16 protein-coding genes are annotated in these 16,479 nt (G+C 72.8%); 6 read left to right on the top strand and 10 right to left on the bottom strand.

The features are described 5' to 3' along the window. Positions 1 to 18: 18 nt before the first annotated feature. Positions 19 to 3,306: a DNA polymerase III subunit alpha gene (locus tag Gocc_RS04405; protein WP_114795332.1), complete on the bottom strand. Its 3,288-nt coding sequence runs from the start codon at positions 3,304 to 3,306 to the stop codon at positions 19 to 21. An 11-nt stretch (positions 3,307 to 3,317) separates the two neighbouring features. Here Gocc_RS04405 and Gocc_RS04400 point away from each other — a divergent pair, with 11 nt between their 5' ends. Both Gocc_RS04400 and Gocc_RS04395 read left to right on the top strand, forming a co-directional pair. Next, the gene (locus tag Gocc_RS04400) at positions 3,318 to 3,509 is read left to right on the top strand and encodes a hypothetical protein (protein ID WP_114795331.1); all 192 of its coding nucleotides are present in this window, start codon (positions 3,318 to 3,320) and stop codon (positions 3,507 to 3,509) included. An 87-nt stretch (positions 3,510 to 3,596) separates the two neighbouring features. Then, positions 3,597 to 3,965, top strand: coding sequence for a hypothetical protein (locus Gocc_RS04395; RefSeq protein WP_114795330.1), 369 nt, complete (start codon positions 3,597 to 3,599; stop codon positions 3,963 to 3,965). Positions 3,966 to 4,212: 247 nt separating this feature from the next. Here the strand turns inward: Gocc_RS04395 and Gocc_RS04390 are convergent, their stop codons facing one another. From Gocc_RS04390 to Gocc_RS04380, 3 genes are all read right to left on the bottom strand, one after another. Further along, the gene (locus Gocc_RS04390; RefSeq protein ID WP_147281180.1) at positions 4,213 to 4,506 is read right to left on the bottom strand and encodes a hypothetical protein; all 294 of its coding nucleotides are present in this window, start codon (positions 4,504 to 4,506) and stop codon (positions 4,213 to 4,215) included. Positions 4,507 to 4,618: 112 nt separating this feature from the next. Continuing rightward, on the bottom strand, positions 4,619 to 5,815 hold the full coding sequence (locus Gocc_RS04385; RefSeq protein WP_114795328.1) for a Y-family DNA polymerase: 1,197 nt from the start codon (positions 5,813 to 5,815) through the stop codon (positions 4,619 to 4,621). Between the two features lie 134 nt (positions 5,816 to 5,949). Beyond that, the gene (locus Gocc_RS04380; RefSeq protein ID WP_114795327.1) at positions 5,950 to 6,648 is read right to left on the bottom strand and encodes a 2-phosphosulfolactate phosphatase; all 699 of its coding nucleotides are present in this window, start codon (positions 6,646 to 6,648) and stop codon (positions 5,950 to 5,952) included. Positions 6,649 to 6,667: 19 nt separating this feature from the next. On the opposite strand from Gocc_RS04380, the gene Gocc_RS04375 reads away from it, so the two are divergent. After that, entirely contained in the window at positions 6,668 to 7,513 is an 846-nt protein-coding gene (locus Gocc_RS04375) for a rhomboid family intramembrane serine protease (protein ID WP_114795326.1), read from the top strand. Between the two features lie 27 nt (positions 7,514 to 7,540). Here the strand turns inward: Gocc_RS04375 and ppdK are convergent, their stop codons facing one another. From ppdK to Gocc_RS04360, 3 genes are all read right to left on the bottom strand, one after another. Beyond that, entirely contained in the window at positions 7,541 to 10,138 is a 2,598-nt protein-coding gene (ppdK, locus tag Gocc_RS04370) for a pyruvate, phosphate dikinase (RefSeq protein WP_114795325.1), read from the bottom strand. An 88-nt stretch (positions 10,139 to 10,226) separates the two neighbouring features. After that, complete coding sequence (locus tag Gocc_RS04365) at positions 10,227 to 10,424, bottom strand: hypothetical protein (RefSeq protein ID WP_114795324.1); 198 nt, start codon at positions 10,422 to 10,424, stop codon at positions 10,227 to 10,229. Next, positions 10,421 to 11,257 carry a pyruvate, water dikinase regulatory protein gene (locus tag Gocc_RS04360; protein ID WP_114795323.1) on the bottom strand — a complete coding sequence of 279 codons (837 nt, stop codon included), beginning with the start codon at positions 11,255 to 11,257 and terminating at the stop codon, positions 10,421 to 10,423. Before Gocc_RS04360 ends, Gocc_RS04365 begins: the two co-directional genes overlap by 4 nt. Before the next feature lie 50 nt (positions 11,258 to 11,307). Between Gocc_RS04360 and Gocc_RS04355 the strand changes: the two genes are divergently transcribed. Beyond that, positions 11,308 to 12,267 carry a threonine ammonia-lyase gene (locus tag Gocc_RS04355; protein WP_114795322.1) on the top strand — a complete coding sequence of 320 codons (960 nt, stop codon included), beginning with the start codon at positions 11,308 to 11,310 and terminating at the stop codon, positions 12,265 to 12,267. Between the two features lie 31 nt (positions 12,268 to 12,298). Here the strand turns inward: Gocc_RS04355 and Gocc_RS04350 are convergent, their stop codons facing one another. Continuing rightward, entirely contained in the window at positions 12,299 to 12,766 is a 468-nt protein-coding gene (locus Gocc_RS04350; protein ID WP_114795321.1) for an aminoacyl-tRNA deacylase, read from the bottom strand. 89 nt (positions 12,767 to 12,855) lie between these two features. Here Gocc_RS04350 and Gocc_RS04345 point away from each other — a divergent pair, with 89 nt between their 5' ends. Further along, complete coding sequence (locus Gocc_RS04345; RefSeq protein WP_114795320.1) at positions 12,856 to 14,214, top strand: glycine--tRNA ligase; 1,359 nt, start codon at positions 12,856 to 12,858, stop codon at positions 14,212 to 14,214. A gap of 153 nt (positions 14,215 to 14,367) precedes the next feature. Here Gocc_RS04345 and recO read toward each other — a convergent pair whose 3' ends face one another. Continuing rightward, positions 14,368 to 15,111 (bottom strand): DNA repair protein RecO, encoded by a 744-nt coding sequence (gene recO / locus Gocc_RS04340; RefSeq protein ID WP_181813362.1) that lies wholly within the window; start codon positions 15,109 to 15,111, stop codon positions 14,368 to 14,370. A gap of 117 nt (positions 15,112 to 15,228) precedes the next feature. Here recO and Gocc_RS04335 point away from each other — a divergent pair, with 117 nt between their 5' ends. Further along, complete coding sequence (locus Gocc_RS04335) at positions 15,229 to 15,483, top strand: glutaredoxin domain-containing protein (protein WP_114795790.1); 255 nt, start codon at positions 15,229 to 15,231, stop codon at positions 15,481 to 15,483. A gap of 129 nt (positions 15,484 to 15,612) precedes the next feature. Here the strand turns inward: Gocc_RS04335 and mutM are convergent, their stop codons facing one another. After that, positions 15,613 to 16,458 carry a bifunctional DNA-formamidopyrimidine glycosylase/DNA-(apurinic or apyrimidinic site) lyase gene (mutM, locus tag Gocc_RS04330; protein ID WP_114795318.1) on the bottom strand — a complete coding sequence of 282 codons (846 nt, stop codon included), beginning with the start codon at positions 16,456 to 16,458 and terminating at the stop codon, positions 15,613 to 15,615. Between the last annotated feature and the right edge of the window lie 21 nt (positions 16,459 to 16,479).

The raw sequence follows: 16,479 nt of genomic DNA, 5'->3' as shown, positions 1-16,479 counted from the left end.
GGGCGAGCGCGGCGGGCGTCAGCGCTGTCCGAAGTGGTGGGCCCGCGGGAGAGCCGCGCCGACGTCGAGCGCGGCGACCCGACGGGCGAGCGGCGCCAGGGTCTCGATCGAGGAGACGACGACGTTTCGAATCTCCTCCACCCGCTCGTAGCGGCCGCGCGCGAGCAGCAGCGGCTCGCCGCGCACGATCGCTCGGTGCCGCTCGTACACCTGCGACGGCACGATCAGGTTCACCTGGCCGTGCTCGTCCTCGAGCAGCATGAACACGATCCCCTTCGCGGTCGCCGGGCGCTGCCGGGCGATCACGAGCCCTGCGAACGCGACGCCGGCGCCGTGAGGGGAGACGTGCAGCTCGACGCTCGAGAGCGTCCCGGGCGGAAGATGCGGGCGCAGGAGCGCCAGCGGGTGCGTCCCGACCGAGAGCCCGGTGCGCCGGTAGTCGGCGAGCATCCGCTCCCAGCGGGTGGGATCGCGCAGCGGCGGGGTCGCGGCGGTCGGGTCGAGCGAGAGCGTGAGCTGCCTCGCCTCCCCCTGCGTCCCCGGCACCGGGCGGGGGCGCGTCGCGAGGCCGAGCTCCCACAGCAGGTCGCGCCGCCCCGGCCCGAATGCGTCGCAGGCACCGCCCTCGACGAGCGCGACGAGGCCGTCCCTCGAGAGTCGCGTCCGCCGGGCGAGGTCGCCGACGTCGACGTAGGGGCCGTTGGCCTCGCGCTCGGCGACGAGCGCGGCAGCGTCGTCCTCCCCCACCGACTGCACGTAGACGAGGCCGACGCGAACGGCATGGCGGACGAGAAGACTTCGTGGCTCTGAGCCACTTGTGCCGCCGGCCCGCTCGTCGAGGGGCTCGAGCGAGCAGCGGGCGCCGCTCAGGTTGACGTCGGGGGAGAGCACCTCCACCCCGCGCCGCTGCGCGTCGCGCACGAGGCTCGCAGGCGGATAGAAGCCCATCGGCTGCGCGTTGAGGAGAGCACACAGGAACTCGGCCGGATAGTGGTGGCGCAGCCACTGGGACTGGTAGGCGAGCAGGCCGAACGCGGCAGCGTGCGACTTCGGGAAGCCGAAGCCGGAGAAGCCGACGAGCTTGTCGTAGACGAGGTTGGCCGTCTCCTCGGCGACGCCGTTTCGCATCGCGCCCTCGACGAAGCGCACCCGGTGCGCCTCGAGCGCGGCGCGGCTGCGCTTGCGACTCATCGCGCGCCGCAGACCCTCCGCCTCCCCCACGGAGAAGCCGGCGAGCGCGACCGCCACGTCGAGCACCTGATCCTGGAAGACGACGACGCCGAGCGTCGAGGCGAGCGGTTCCCGCAGCGACTCGTGATCGACCGGGTAGACGAACGACGGGTCCTCGCGCAGCCGCCTGCGATGCTCGATGTACGGGTGTACGGCCTTCCCCTGGATCGGTCCCGGCCGCACGAGCGCGACCTGCACGGTGAGGTCGTCGATCGTCTCCGGCTTCGTGCGCAGCAGGCTCTGCATCTGCGCGCGGCTCTCGATCTGGAACGTGCCGACCGTGTCGGCGCGCTGGATCTCCGCGAACACACCGGGATCGTCGAGCGGGATGCGGGAGAGGTCGATCGGCTCGCCGTACGCTTCCGCGATCCGCTCCACGCATTCCTCCACCGCGGAGAGCATCCCGAGTCCGAGCAGGTCGATCTTGAGGAAGCCGGCGTCGGCGCACGAGTCCTTGTCCCACTGGCACAGCCGGCGACCGGCCATCGCCGCCGGCTGCACGGGGACGAGGTCGATGAGGGGCCGGGACGAGATCACCATGCCGCCGGGATGCTGTGAGATGTGCCGCGGCAGCCGGGCGATCTCCGCGGTGAGGAACCGGAAGGCGCGCCAGCGCTTCGAGAGCAGCTTGCGCTCGGCGTCGGGGAGCGCTGCCACCTCGTCCGCTACCCGGCCGGCGTCCCAGCCGTCGGTGACCCGGGCGAGCCGCTCGAGCTCGGCGTGCGGCAGGCCGAGCGCCTTGCCGACGTCGCGAATGGCGCCGCGCGAGCGGTAGGTGGCGAAGCTCGCCACCAGCGCCGCGTGCTCGTGCCCGTAGCGCTCGCTGACCGCGACGATCAGCTTCTCGCGGATGTCGCGCGGGAAGTCGAGGTCGATGTCGGGGACGGAGGCGAGCTCGCGGTTGAGGAAGCGGCCGAGCGAGAGGTCGTTCGTCACCGGGTCGACGTGCGAGAGCCCGGTCAGGTAGCAGACGATGGAGCCGACGGAGCTGCCACGGCCGCGCCCGGGCGGCAGGAAGCGACGCGGCGAGTTGCGACCGCGCACCTGCAGCGCGCACTCCCGGGCGAGCTCGAGCACCTCCCAGTGGAGCAGGAAGAAGCCGGCGAGGCCGAGCTCGTCGACGAGCGCGAGCTCGGTCTCGAGACGCGCACGCGCACGAGCGAGCACCAGTCTGTCCCTTGCCGGGTAGCGGTCGGCGAACGCGTCGTGGCAGATCGCCGCGAGCCTCCGGATCGCCGGCTCGGCGCCGTCGCAGAAGTCGGGGTAGCGGTAGCCGAGCTCCTGCGTGAGATCGAACGTGAGCCGCTCGGCGAGCGCGCCGGCACGCTCGACGGCGGACGGGTCGACGGTGGCGAAGCGGTCCGCCATCTCCGCGGGTGCGTGCAGGACGCTCTCGCGGTTCCCGCGCCGCTCCTGCTCGGATCCGTCGAGCGAGGCGCGGCAGCGGATCGCCACGAGCGTGTCCTGCAACAGCGTGCGGCGAGGCGCGTGAGCGTGCACGTTGCCGGTGGCGACGGTGTCGACGCCGAGGCGCTCTGCGAGGTCGCGCAGGGCCGCGTTGCGCCGTACGTCACCGCGCTCGAACGGGCGCTGCAGCTCGACGAGGAAGCGGTCACGGCCGAATGCGCGCGCGAGCCGGGCGGCGGCGCCCGGATCGCGCACGGCAAGACCGCTGCGCGCACAGCCGGAGAGGCAGACGAGGCCGTCGGCGTGCTCCTCCACGAAGACCTGCTCGACGGCCGGCGGCAACGGCTCTCTGTCCTCGCGTCCGGGCATACGGGTGCCTGCGTGGGCGGCCGTGAGGATGCGGCACAGATTCGCATACCCGCGGGCCGTCTCGACGAGCAGCGTCACGTGGGCGCCGCCTGCCAGCGTCACCTCGGCTCCCGTGATCGGCCGTACGCCAAGCGCCTTCGCGGCATGGGCGAACTCGAGCGAGCCGTAGACGCCGTCGTGGTCGCTGAGCGCGAGCGCCTCGTAGCCGAGCTCGGCAGCGCGGGCGGCAAGCTCCTCCGGCAGCGACGCGCCGTCGAGGAACGAGTACGACGAGTGGCAGTGCAGCTCGACGTACGTCATGTTTCCCGCGCATGGACCGGGCCGGGCTGATCGGCACCGCGGCTCATCCAGACGTGGAGGTGAGCCGGATGTGCGGCGCGCCGTGCGTGAAGCGGGACACGGGCAAGCCCGGCATGGGCCGCACGACGAGGGAGTGGGTGCTCGTGCCGGCAGCGCATGCCGAGCGGTGGCCCGAGCCGGCCGAGTGGTCGCTCGCCGGCTGATCGCCGCGCTTCGGAGCTTGTGGCTCTGAGCCACTTGCGGTTCGAAGACGGCGCGTCGATGCCGCTCCCGCGTCGTATCTTTGGTTGGTGGACGATCGTGACCCGGAGCAGGCGCGCTACGAGGACCGCTACGAGGACATCGTCGACGCGATCTGCGCGTGGCACGAGGAGGCGCGCGCGGCCAAGGTGTTCGGGATGCCGTGCGTGAAGCGCTCCGGCCGGGTCGTCTTCGGTCTCTCGCGTACCGGCATGGTGTTCAAGCTCACCGATCCCGCGGTCCACGCGCGCGCGCTCTCCGTACCGGGGTCGCACCTGTTCGACCCGTCCGGCCGCGGCGAAGTGTTCCGGCAGTGGGTGGTCGTCCCCCCGCAGCAGGCCGACGAATGGGAGGCGCTCGCCTACGAGGCGCTCGGCCAGGATCACTCCGTGCAACCCGGGACGCGCGGATCACCGTGAGCGCGGTCAACGCCTCCTCCGGCATCCGGCATGCAACCTTCGGCCCCGGGTAGCCGGCCGACGGGACGGCTGACACGTTCTCCTGGCAGGTCTACACGCCTTGCGAGCTCGCGGCGCTCGGCAGCGCCTGCGGGCTCGAGACCGTGCTCGCCTGCCCGGGTTGCGACGAGGACTCTCCACCGTCGCCCACCCTGGCTCGCATGCAGCTCGTGCTCGTGCAGGGCGATGCCTGAGGTCGCAACGCCGGTCAGGCGCGCTGCGTGAACCAGCAGCCACGCTCGCGGTCGCGGTAGACGCACACGTTCTGGCCGCACTCCAGCACGACCTCGAAATAGCGGCGGTCGACCGGCTCGTCCGTCCACCAGCGGTCGACGACACGCCACTCCTCGCGCACGAGCGCGACGCGCTGACGGTTGACGACGCAGGGACAGCCGTCGACGCCGGCCTCGACGAGCGCCGGGCGCGGGGCGTTGAGCCGGCCGGCGGTGGAGCGGACGAGGGCGTGCGGCCGGCTCGCCCATGATCCTCCGGCCGCGCTCACGGACACCACCAGCGCACGCCGGGCGAGGCAGGCGCGTCGCTCCTGCGGCGCGCACCCTCACGACGCCTCGTCGACACACCGCACGACCACTCTCTGCGCACGCCGGCCCACGTCACACGTCGCGAGGCACGACGAGCGCCCGCGTCTCCGGAATGCGCGACCATGGCGCCACCTCCACCACCGCGCAGACGGCGCCGGTGCCGGCACTCGCTCGCACCTGCCTCAATCCCTCGCGCAGGCGTCCTTGCGCCTCGGTGCCCTCGGGAGGAACGAGCGCCAGCTGGTTGCCGACGTGATCGGCGAGCTCGACCGCCTCGAGCCGCAGCTCCGTCACCGGCGCCGGGATCTCGAGCAGCTTCGACCCGAGCGCCGACCGCAGCCGTCCGGGCTCCGCCGTCGCCTCGCGTAGCGTCGTCGCGCGCCGCCACGAGCCGCCGCCAACGAGCCGGGCGGAGACCGCGATCTTGCGCAGCGGCCTTCCCGCCCGCTCGGGCCGGGCGAGCAAGCGGTCGAGCAGCACACCGAACGCCCGCCGCAACGTCAGCTCGTTCGCGACCGCCTCGGGGAAGGAGAGGGTCTCTGCCAGCTCTGCCGCGGGAGATCGCCCGCGCACACGGGTTGGTTGAGCATTGTGGCGCTCCCCGCCTGCGAGGCTCCACGCCCGCTTCCCCTCCGGCCCCAACCGCTCCTCGACGGCGCCGCCCGGAAGCGACGCCAGCTCGCCGAGCCGGCGCACCCCGAGCCCTTCGAGCTCGGCGTACCGGTTCGACGGAAGCGGCAGCAGCGAGAGCGGGAGCGGCTCGAGAAAGCCCTGCTCCTCCTTCCCCTCGACGATCACCGCCTGCCCGGGACGGGCAACGCTCGCCGCCGCCAGGGCGACGAAGCGGCGCTGCCCCGCGCCTGCGCGCGCGTCCCAGGCAGCGCCCACGGAGGCGAGCGCCTTGACGAGCGCCGCCTCCACCCCTCCGTACAGCCGCTCGACGCCCGCGGTCTCGAAGTAGACGACCCCCGGCTCGACCGGATCGACCGCGATGCCCGCATCTTCCAGGCGCCGCAGCACTCCCTCCCACTCCTGCTCGACGGCGGCAGGATCCTGTTCGACCAGCACGAGCGCGGGACAGGTGGCGAGCGCCTCCCCCATGCGCATGCCCGCCTGCACGCCCGCGGCCTCGGCGGCGGCGGTGACGGGACCGATCAAGGGCTCCCTCCCGGGCGGCGGCGCAAGCGCCGCGGGCTCGAGCGCCAGCCTCGGCCGGGAGCGCAATGCGGCGCGCAGCTCGAATCCCGGGATGACGAGACAGGCGATCACAGGAACACATGTTCTACACGAACACGTGTTCGCATGTCAAGACGGCCGGAACGGACGCGGGAGAGAGACCATGGAGATACGCGGCATCGGCTCCCTCGTCGACGACCTCGACGGCTGCGGCGAGAGATCGGGTGTCAGCCGAGCCGGATCTCGGCGGCGACGCCGTGCCTGCCCGCGAGGCGCGGCACGACGTCGAGCACGCTCTCGCGCGCGCAGTACGGGATGTCCGCCTCCAGGTCGGGCCCGTGGTTGATCAGGTTGCGTCCGCTGCGGGATGACCGGAACGCCTCCTCGGCGCTTCCGTAGGAGCACGCGAGGCGGACGGCCGCCTCGGCCGCGTCGCTGCGCTCACCGTCGAGCCGCGCGGCGATGCGCCCGGCGACGTAGCTGTCGTCGAGCGCGAACGCCCCTTTCACGCCGGCGCAGAAGATCGCCACGTCGTCGCCGTGGGCGGCTGCGGCCTCCGTCACGGCGGCGAGGTTCAGCAGCGAGGCGATCAGCACGCGCTCGCAGCGCTCGGCCGCCGTCACGATCGCGCGCGTGCCGTTCGTCGTGGACATGGCCAGCGTGGGCGTGCGCACCGTGAGGTACTCGCGGGGCGAGTTGCCGAGATCGAAGCCTTCGATGCGGACGCCGAGCCGCTCTCCGCCGAGCGTGACGCCCCCGCCGGCGGCGAGCGCGCGCGCGTCGTCGACCTCGGCCGCGCACCACACGCGCTCGTAGCCGGTCGCGAGCGCCTGGCAGATGGTCGACGTCGCGCGGATGACGTCGATCACGACGCCGGTAGCCGCCGCCGCGGATTCGTCGGGCGTGAAGGCGACGTGGACGCGCACGCCGGTACGCTAGCCGTCCATGTCGGACACGCCGCACTGCTACCGCCACCCGGACCGCGAGACGCGCGTCTCCTGCTCGGAGTGCGGCCGCCCCATCTGCGAGGACTGCATGACGTTCGCTCCGGTGGGGATCCGCTGCCCGGACCACGCGAGCGTCGGCGCCGCCGCGCCCGGCCCCGTGCGCACCGTCCGCACCGTGCGCCGCAGGGCCGGCGCCGTCGCCGCCCCCGCCACGACCGCCCTCGTCGGCATCAACGTGCTCGTGTACCTGATCACGGTGGCGCAGGGCTTCGGGATCGACAACCCGGGCGGCAAGCTGTTCTCGGACTGGGTCCTCGTCGGGGTGCTGGTCGACCAGGGCGACTGGTGGCGCCTCGTCACCGCCATGTTCCTGCACGCCGGCATCCTCCATCTGGCCTTCAACATGCTGGCGCTCTACTGGCTCGGCTCCATCGTCGAGCGGGCGCTCGGCACGCCGCGCTACCTGCTGCTGTACTTCGTGTCCGGGATCGCAGGATCGGCCGGGGCCCTCGTGTTCAGCTCCCCGCTCGCGCTCACGGTGGGCGCGTCGGGGGCGATCTTCGGCGTTATGGGCGCCCTGCTGATCCTCGAGTACCGGGCCACGGGATCGCTGGCCGGCCAGGCGATGATGCTGATCGTGCTCAACCTCGCGATCACCTTCGCCGTCCCCGGCATCTCCAAGGGCGGTCACCTCGGCGGCCTGCTCGGCGGCATCCTCGCGACGCTCGCCTTCGAGGAGGGCAGGCGCAGGCGCGTGCCCGCGCTCGGCCCCGTGCTCGTGATCGCGGTGGGGATCGCGAGCCTGGCGGTCGCCTACCTCCGCGTCACCGGCTACACGCTGTAGAGCCGGCGCCCAGGGGCCGGTCGGACGTCAGCCGCCGATGGCGACGGCGGTCACGCCCGCCTCGCTGAGCGCCGCCTGGGCGGCGGCGAGACGTGCGAGCGGCACCCGGTAGGGCGAGCAGCTGACGTAGTCGAGGCCGATCCGGTGGCAGAAGGCGACCGAACGCGGCTCGCCGCCGTGCTCGCCGCAGATCCCCATCTTCAGGTCGGCCTTCGTGCCGCGGCCGCGCGCGACGGCGATCTTCATCAACTCGCCGACGCCCTCCTGGTCGAGCACCTCGAACGGGTTGCGCTCGAGGATGCCGTGCTCGAGGTAGAAGGTGAGGAACTTGCCTTCGGCGTCGTCGCGCGAGAACCCCATCGTCGTCTGCGTGAGGTCGTTGGTGCCGAACGAGCAGAAGTCCGCCACCTCGGCGATCTCGTCGGCGCGGATGCAGGCGCGGGGCAACTCGATCATCGTGCCGCAGCGATACTCCACCGACGGCTCCTCGGCCGCGACGCGGTCGGTCAGGTCGCGCAGCCGGCGCAGCTCCTCGCCGAAGCCGACGAGCGGATGCATGATCTCGACGAGCGGCGCGGCACCGGTGCGCTCTGCGACGGCGCGCGCGGCGCGGACGATCGCGCGCACCTGCATCTCGTAGATCTCCGGATGCTGGAGGCCCAGCCGGCAGCCCCGTGTGCCGAGCATCGGGTTCGACTCGTGCAGCTGCGCGATCCGCGCGCGCATCGCGTCCGAGCTCGCCTCCTCGGGGTCGGGCAGGAACTCGTGCAGCGGCGGGTCGAGCAGACGGATCGTGACCGGGAAGCCCGCCATCGCCTCGAAGATGCCCTCGAAGTCGGCCTGCTGCACGGGCAGCAGCCGGTCGAGCGCCGCACGCCGTGCCTCCTCCGTCGCCGCCATGATCATCTCCTGCACGACGGGCAGCCGATCGGGCGCCATGAACATGTGCTCGGTGCGGCACAGACCGATGCCCTCGGCGCCGAACTCGCGCGCCTTCGCCGCGTCCTCGGGCGTATCCGCGTTCGCGCGCACGCGCAGGCGGCGCAGCGCGTCGGCCCAGCCGAGGATGGTGCCGAAGTTCTCGTCGATCGCCGGCGGCACCAGGCGCACGGGCCCCACGATGACGCGGCCGGTACCGCCGTCGATGGTGATCACGTCGCCGGCGCGCAGCTCGTGCTCGCCGATCGTGACGGTGCCCGCCGCGGCGTCGATGGAAAGGCCCTCGCAGCCGGCCACGCACGGGCGGCCCATGCCCCGCGCGACGACCGCCGCGTGTGAGGTCATGCCGCCGTGGGCGGTGAGCACGCCGCGCGCCTGGATGAGCCCGTGGATGTCGTCGGGCGTCGTCTCCCAGCGCACGAGGATGACGTCGTCACCGGCCTTGCCGCGCTCCTCGGCGGTGTCCGCGTCGAGCACGATCTGCCCGGACGCGGCCCCCGGCGAGGCGTTCAGGCCCTGCGCCGCCACCTCGATCTCGGCCGTCGGGTCGATCATCGGGTGCAGCAGCTGGTCGAGCTGGCCGGGGTCGATGCGGGCGACCGCTTCCTCGCGCGTGATCAGGCCCTCTTCCGCCATCTCGACCGCGATCCGCAGCGCCGCCGCCGCCGTGCGCTTGCCGGTGCGCGTCTGCAGGAGGAACAGCGTGCCCTCCTCGACGGTGAACTCGATGTCCTGCATGTCGCGGTAGTGCTGCTCGAGCCGCTCGAGCGTGCGCACGAGCTCCGCGTACGCCTCCGGCAGGCGCTCGCGCATGCGCTCGATCGGCTCCGGCGTGCGGATGCCGGCGACGACGTCCTCGCCTTGCGCGTTGACGAGGAACTCGCCGTACAGCCCCGCCTCGCCGGTCGAGGGGTCGCGCGTGAAGCAGACACCGGTGCCCGAGCTTTCGCCCTTGTTGCCGAACACCATCTGTACGACGTTCACCGCCGTGCCGATGTCGTCCGCGATCTCGTACGTGCGCCGGTACACCTGCGCGCGCGGCGCGTCCCACGAGTCGAACACCGCGCGGTAGGCGCGCCGCAGCTGCTCGCGCGGATCCTGCGGGAAGCCGTACCCGACCTCCTCCTCGTAGATGCGCTGGAACGTGCGGATCAGCTCGCGCAGATCCTCGGCGCCGAGGTCGAGGTCGTTTGCCACGCCGCGCGCGGCCTTGAGCGACGACAGCGCGCTCTCGAAGCGGTGCGCGTCGACGCCGTCGACGACCTCGCCGTACATCTGGATCAGCCGCCGGTACGAGTCGTAGGCGAAGCGCGGGTTGCCGGTCGAGGCCGCCTGGCCCTCGACGGAGACGTCGTTGAGCCCGAGGTTGAGGATCGTGTCCATCATTCCCGGCATCGACACCGCGGCACCGGAGCGCACCGACACGAGCAGCGGGTCGGCGGGGTCGCCGAACCGCTTGCCCGCGACCCGCTCGAGGCGCGCGATGTGCTCCCCCACCTCCTCGTCGAGGCCCTCCGGCACCTGCTTGCCGTTCGCCATGTAGGCCCGGCACGCGTCGGTGGTGATCGTGAACCCGGCCGGGACGGGCACGCCGAGCGCGGTCATCTCCGCGAGGCCGACGCCCTTGCCGCCGAGCAGCTCACGCCCCCCGGGGGCCTCCTCGTCGTAGTCGTAGACGTACCGCACAGGGCGATCCTCGCACAACTGACAGGGTGACCGAGCAGGTTCTGCGCCGCCCGCGCGCGACCTGCATCTGCGTGCCCGCCGCCTCTCCTCAACTCCTGCGACGCGACCTCAGCTCCACCGCCCACGCGACGGCCCGCAAGCCGATCCACAGCGGCGTCAGGACCACGTAGAAGACGACGACGGCGACCGCGAGCGCCGGGATCCACATCGCCCAGTAGCGCAGCGGCGCCCACCCCTTGTCCGAGAGCGAGCGGCCCTGCGCCCGCCAGAGGCTCTTCCCGCTCATTCGCGGGCCTCGTGCCGCTCGCGCTGGCGGTCGGCGACGATGCGGATCACGCGCATCGCCGTCTCCTCGACGGAGAGATCCGAGACGTCGAGCACCGGACAGCCGAGCCGCCGGTGCACGGCCGAGGCCAGGTCGAGCTCCTCGTACACGTCGAGCAGCTCCGCGTAGCGCTTCTTCGGACCTCCCATCGTGGCGACGCGGTTGGCGCGGATCTCCGACAGCCGCTCGGCGTCGATCGTCAGCCCCACGACCTTGAGCGGGTCGATCTCGAACAGCTCGCTCGGGGGCTCGATGCCCTTCACGATCGGGACGTTGGCGGCCTTGTGGCCGAGGTAGCCGAGGTAGATCGACAGCGGCGTCTTCGAGGTGCGGGAGACGCCGACGAGCACGACGTCGGCCTCGTCGAGTCCGCTGCCGACGCCGTCGTCGTACTTGACCGCGAACTCGATCGCCTCGATGCGCTTGAAGTACGTTTGGTCGAGCGGCGGCCGCGCGCCCGGGGTCATGCGGGCCGTCACGCCCGAGACGCGGGCGATGGAGTCGATCGGATGGCCGAGCAGGTCGCAGTAGTGGACGCGGGCGCGCCGGCACAGCTGGCGCATCGCCTCGCGCAGGCCCGGCTCGACGAGCGTGTAGACCATCACGGCGGGACGCCCGCGGGCGGTGGCGACGGCGAGTTGCAGGTCGTCGACGCTCTCGACGCGCGGATGGCGGATCTCCTCGAACACCTGCTCCGGGAACTGCGCCTCGAGCGCGAGCACGAGCCGCGCCGCCGTCTCGCCCGTGGAGTCCGAGACGATGTGGAGCTCGACGGGGATCCGCTCCGCGCTCATGGGGCCGCAGGGTATCCGGGAGTCCGGCCGGCTGCCCCTAGAATCGCCTCGTGACCGCGGCGCTCCCCGTAGCCCTCGCCGACGTCGAGGCCGCCGCGGAGCGGGTCGCCGGGATCGCCGTGCGCACGCCGCTGCTGCGGCTGCCGCTCGAGGGCGACGTCTTCGTCAAGCCGGAGAGCCTCCAGCGCACCGGCTCGTTCAAGTTCCGTGGAGCGCTCAACGCGCTCTCGGCCACGCCGCGGGAGCGGCTCGCGCGCGGCGTCGTGGCGGACTCGAGCGGCAACCACGCCCAGGGGGTGGCCGCGGCGGCTGCGCTCCTCGGCGTGCCGGCGACGATCGTGATGCCGGAGAACGCCGCCCGCGTCAAGGTCGAGCGCACGGCGGCATGGGGCGCCGAGATCGTCCGCTGCGGCAACTCGAGCGACGAGCGGCAGCGTGTCGCGGCGTCGCTCCGCGACGAGCGCGGGCTCGAGTATGTTCCGCCGTTCGACGATGCGCGCATCATCGCCGGGCAGGGAACGGTGGGGCTCGAGCTCGCCGCCGACCTGCCCGAGCTGCGGACGGTCGTCGTCTGCGTCGGCGGCGGCGGGCTGATCTCCGGCGTCGCCGTCGCGGTGAAGGCGCTGCGACCGGGCGTACGGGTCGTCGGGGTCGAGCCCGAGCTCGCCGCCGACGCGCGGCAGTCGCTGCGCGAAGGCCGCGTCGTACGCTGGCCCGCCGCGCAGGTGGCCCGCACGGTCTGCGACGGCGTCCGCGCGCAGGCCCTCGGCGATCTCACCTTCGCGACGATGTCGGCGCTCGTGGACGGGATCGTGACGGTGTCCGACGACGACGTGCTCGAGGCGATGCGCTGGGCGATGCTGGAGGCGAAGCTGATGCTCGAGCCGACCGGCGCGCTGGCGCTCGCGGCGCTGCTCACCGGCGCGGTCGCCGCGGACGGGCCGACGGCGGCCGTCGCCTCCGGCGGCAACGCCGATCCGGCGCTGCTCGCCTCGCTGCTCGCCGGCTGAGCCCTCCTGCCGCCCGCGCCGCCCGCGACGCTCAGCGCGGGACGGCAATCGCGCGTGCCTGCCCCCCGGTCAGCGCCAGCAGATCGGCCGGAGCCATTTCGAGCTCGAGCCCTCTGCGCCCGGCACTGACGTAGATCGTCGCGAACGCGAGCGCCGAGGCGTCGAGCAGGGTGGGCAGCCGCCTGCGCTGGCCGAGCGGGCTGATGCCGCCCGTGACGTAGCCCGTCGCCCTCTCCGCGGCCCGCGTCTCGGCCAGCGCCGCCCGCTTGCCGAGCGCCTTCAGGTCGAGCTGTGCCGCGACCGGCACGATCGCGATCGTGAGCGTCCCGTCGACGTCGACGACGAGCGTCTTGAACACGCGCGCCGGCTCGACGCCGAGCCGCTCGGCCGCCTCGAGCCCGTACGACGGCGCCTTCGCGTCGTGCGCGTACTCGTGCACGCGAAACGCGATGCCGGCCCGCTCGGCCGCGACGAGTGCGGGCGTTCCGCGTCCCGCCACGCTAGCAGCAGGCGCCGCGCGCGTCCATGACCGCCATGCGCGCACGCTAGCGCGAACCCGCCGCGGACGGCGCCGCTACTGTCTCGGCCATGCCCGACGCGCTCACGATGGACAAGATCGTCTCGCTCTGCAAGCGGCGGGGCTTCGTCTTCCCGTCGTCGGAGATCTACGGCGGGCTCGGCTCGTCGTACGACTACGGGCACTACGGCGTGCTGTTGAAGGAGAACGTGAAGGCCCGCTGGCTCGAGGCGATGGTGCGCGAACGCGACGACATCGTCGCGCTCGACTCCGCCATCATCCTGCACCCGCAGGTGTGGGAGGCGTCCGGTCACGTCGGGGGCTTCACCGACCCGCTCGTCGACTGCCGCTTCTGCAAGAAGCGCTTCCGCGCCGACCAGCTCGACGACGCGCAGTGCGGGAAGCGGCCGAGCAAGCACCCCGGCGAGACGGACGACTGCGATCTCACCGAGGCGCGCCAGTTCAACCTCATGTTCGAGACACGCGTCGGCCCCGTCGAGGAGACGGGCACGAAGGTCTACCTGCGGCCGGAGACCGCGCAGGGCATCTTCGTCAACTTCAAGAACGTCGCCCAGCTCGCCCGCCGCAGGCCGCCGTTCGGCATCGCGCAGGTCGGCAAGTCGTTCCGCAACGAGATCACCCCGGGCAACTTCATCTTCCGCACGCTCGAGTTCGAGCAGATGGAGATGGAGTTCTTCGTGCCGCCCGCGGAGGCCGACGAGTGGTACCGCTACTGGATCGAGGAGCGGCGGGCCTGGTACCTGCGGCTCGGCATCCGCGAGAGCCATCTGCGCGTGCGCCCGCACGACGCCGACGAGCTGTCGCACTACTCGAGCGCGACGAGCGACATCGAGTACCTCTACCCGATCGGCTGGTCGGAGCTCGAGGGCATCGCAAACCGTGGCGACTTCGACCTCACCGCGCACACGCGGGCATCCGGCACGAAGCTCGAGTGGGTCGACTCCGCCACCGGCGAGCGCTACACCCCGTACGTGATCGAGCCGGCGGCCGGCCTCAACCGGTCGATGCTCGCGTTCCTCTGCGACGCCTACGACGAGGAGCTCGTGGGTGAGCGCGAGCGCACGGTGCTGCGCCTGCACCCCCTGGTCGCGCCGGTGAAGGCGGCCGTGCTCCCCCTGCTCGGCAAGGACGCGGAGATGGCCGGAAGGGCGCGCGCCCTCTACGAGGAGCTTCGCCGCGTGCTCTCCGTCGAATACGACGACAACGGCCAGATCGGGCGCCGCTACCGCCGCCAGGACGAGATCGGGACGCCGTGGGCGCTCACGATCGACGAGCAGACGCTGGAGGACGACACCGTCACCCTGCGCGACCGCGACTCGCTTGCGCAGGAGCGGCTGCCGCTCGGGCGCGTGCGCGAGCGGGTGCTCGACCTGCTCGCGGCTCCGTGGAGCTCCCCGAAGGCGAGCTGACCGCGCCGGCCTACGGCTGCAGTCCTCGTTCCATCGCGCGCCCACCCGCCTCGACGAAGCCGAGCTTCGCGTACAGGCGGCGCATTCGCCCATCCTGCCCTCTGGCGCCTCGCACGGCGCGAGAACGACTGCCGGCGTCCAGCCCGGAAGCGCTCACGCCGACACGGTCTTGAGCCGGAAGCCCCCGTGATGCTCGTACGAGCCCGTAACGACGGCGAGGGTGTCGCGCCGCGCCCGCTCGCCGAGCTCGGCCGCCGGCGCATCCGCGATCGGCGTATGCAGAAGCGTCCGGATCCCGTGCAGCCCATCCGGCGAGAGCGGGATGCCGCCGCCGTCGCACGCGGCGCACAGCACCCCACCCGCCGAGGGCAGGAACGCGACGAGCGGCGCGTCTTCCTCGCCACACTCGACGCAGCTGCCCAGATGCGGCATGTAGCCGGACACCCACAGCAGCTTGAGCTGGAACGAGAGCACGACCGGCTCCAGCGCGGCGCGTGCGCCGGCACTCGCCGGCACCGCCTCCAGCGCATCGAGGAAGCGCGTCAGCGCGGTGAAGGCGCGCTCGTTCGCCTCCTGCTCGGTGAACAGGCGCAGCATCGCCTCGAGGCCGATCGTCCCGACCTGGAGACGGTAGGGCTCGGAGCGAACCCGGTCGTGCGAGCGGAGGAGCGACGCCCCCGTGACCGTGTCGAGATCGCCGCGCCCCTGGTGGAGCACGAGCTCGACGTGCGAGAACGGCTCGAGGCGGCCGCCGAAGCGCGACTTCGTCTTGCGGACGCCCTTCGCCACGGCCCCCACCCGTCCGCGCTCGAGGGTGTAGACGTGCAGCACGCGGTCTGCCTCGCCGAGCCGGAACGAGCGCAGCACGACAGCCTCCGTGGTGGTCGAGCGAGCCACGGCCCCAGTGTACGAGCGGAGACGGCCGGCGCGGCCACGGTCGGGCGGCAGCCACGGCGCCCGCGACCGTCGCGAGCGTCCGGAATATGCGGGGCGCCGCGGCCGTTTATGCCTCTCGTGGCCCGCATTCGCCTCTACACGACCGGCTGGTGCGGCTTCTGCGTGCGGGCGAAGGTGCTGCTCGACGCGCGCGGTCTCGCCTACGAGGAGGTCTCCCTCGACGACGACCCGGCGTTCCGCCAGAAGGTGTACGACCTCGGCAGGCAGTGGACGGTGCCGCTCGTGACGATCGACGGCGAGCCGGTCGGCGGCTATCGCGAGCTCGTGGCACTCGACCGCTCCGGCCTCCTGGCCGAGCGGCTCGCCGCGTAGGCGCGCCCGCGGGCAGCGCGTGCGCGGGCCCGGAGCTCAGCGCCCGCGAGCGTCTGCGCGCCGGGCGGTTCCCGGGTGGGTACCGCGCCGTCTTCGACGGCCGGGCACGGCTCCCCGTCGGCGGCGCCCTCAGCTCGGGCCGGACGCGCGCGTGAGCGCCTGGCAACGCGGGCAGAACGTCGTCCCACGCCCGCCGACGACGATTCGCTCGAGCACGGCGCGGCAGCGGTCGCACGGCTGCCCCGCGCGCCCGTAGGCGCGGAACTCGTCCTGCATCGACCCGTAGGACCCGTCAGGCGCCGTGTAGTCGCGCAGCGTCGAGCCCTGGCGCGCGATGCCGAGGCGCAGCACCCTGCGCAGCGCGCGGTGCAGGCGGCGGAGCTCGTCCCCGTCGAGACCGCCGGCGCTGCGCAGCGGGTGCAGGCGACTGTGCCAGAGCGCCTCGTCGACATAGATGTTCCCGAGGCCGGCGACGGTTCGCTGGTCGAGCAGCGCCGACTTCAGCGGCGCGCGGCGCCCCTCCAGCCTGCGACCGAGGCGCGCCGCCGAGAAGGCGCCGAGCGGCTCGGGCCCGAGCCGCTCCGCGAGCGTGGGCCTCACCTCCTGCGGCTCGAGCAGCTCCCATGTCCCGAAGCGCCGTACGTCGCGGAAGGCGACGTCCGATCCGTTGTCCATCCTGAGGACCGCACGCGTCGCCCGGTCCGCGGCCAGGGCTCCGCGCGCCGCGTGCCTCAGCGATCCCGTCATGCGGAGGTGCATGAGGAGAACCCGACCGCTCTCGAAGCGGACGAGCAGGTACTTGCCGCGACGGTCGACGGCGCGCACGCGCTCGCCGGCGAGCTCCCCCGCGACGATCCCCGGATCGAACGGCCGCACGAGCCGAGCGTCGAGGATGTCGGCGCGCTCGATCCTCGCCCCCTCGAGCACGGGCGCGATCCCACGGCGGACGGTCTCGACCTCGGGCAGCTCGGGCATGTCTCGACTGTAGTGGCAGGA

It is taken from the genome of Gaiella occulta (assembly GCF_003351045.1).
GTDB classification, from domain to species: Bacteria; Actinomycetota; Thermoleophilia; order Gaiellales; family Gaiellaceae; genus Gaiella; species Gaiella occulta.
The sequence above is the reverse complement of the archived record's forward strand: the minus strand, read 5'-3'. Positions and strand labels throughout refer to the sequence as shown.

Excerpts from the sequence above, each read along its gene's own strand:
- Gocc_RS04405 (WP_114795332.1), bottom strand. The coding sequence starts at position 3,306 with ATGACGTACGTCGAGCTGCACTGCCACTCGTCGTACTCGTTCCTCGAC.
- Gocc_RS04400 (WP_114795331.1), top strand. The coding sequence starts at position 3,318 with ATGGACCGGGCCGGGCTGATCGGCACCGCGGCTCATCCAGACGTGGAG.
- Gocc_RS04375 (WP_114795326.1), top strand. The coding sequence starts at position 6,668 with ATGTCGGACACGCCGCACTGCTACCGCCACCCGGACCGCGAGACGCGC.
- Gocc_RS04365 (WP_114795324.1), bottom strand. The coding sequence starts at position 10,424 with ATGAGCGGGAAGAGCCTCTGGCGGGCGCAGGGCCGCTCGCTCTCGGAC.
- Gocc_RS04360 (WP_114795323.1), bottom strand. The coding sequence starts at position 11,257 with ATGAGCGCGGAGCGGATCCCCGTCGAGCTCCACATCGTCTCGGACTCC.
- Gocc_RS04345 (WP_114795320.1), top strand. The coding sequence starts at position 12,856 with ATGCCCGACGCGCTCACGATGGACAAGATCGTCTCGCTCTGCAAGCGG.
- mutM (WP_114795318.1), bottom strand. The coding sequence starts at position 16,458 with ATGCCCGAGCTGCCCGAGGTCGAGACCGTCCGCCGTGGGATCGCGCCC.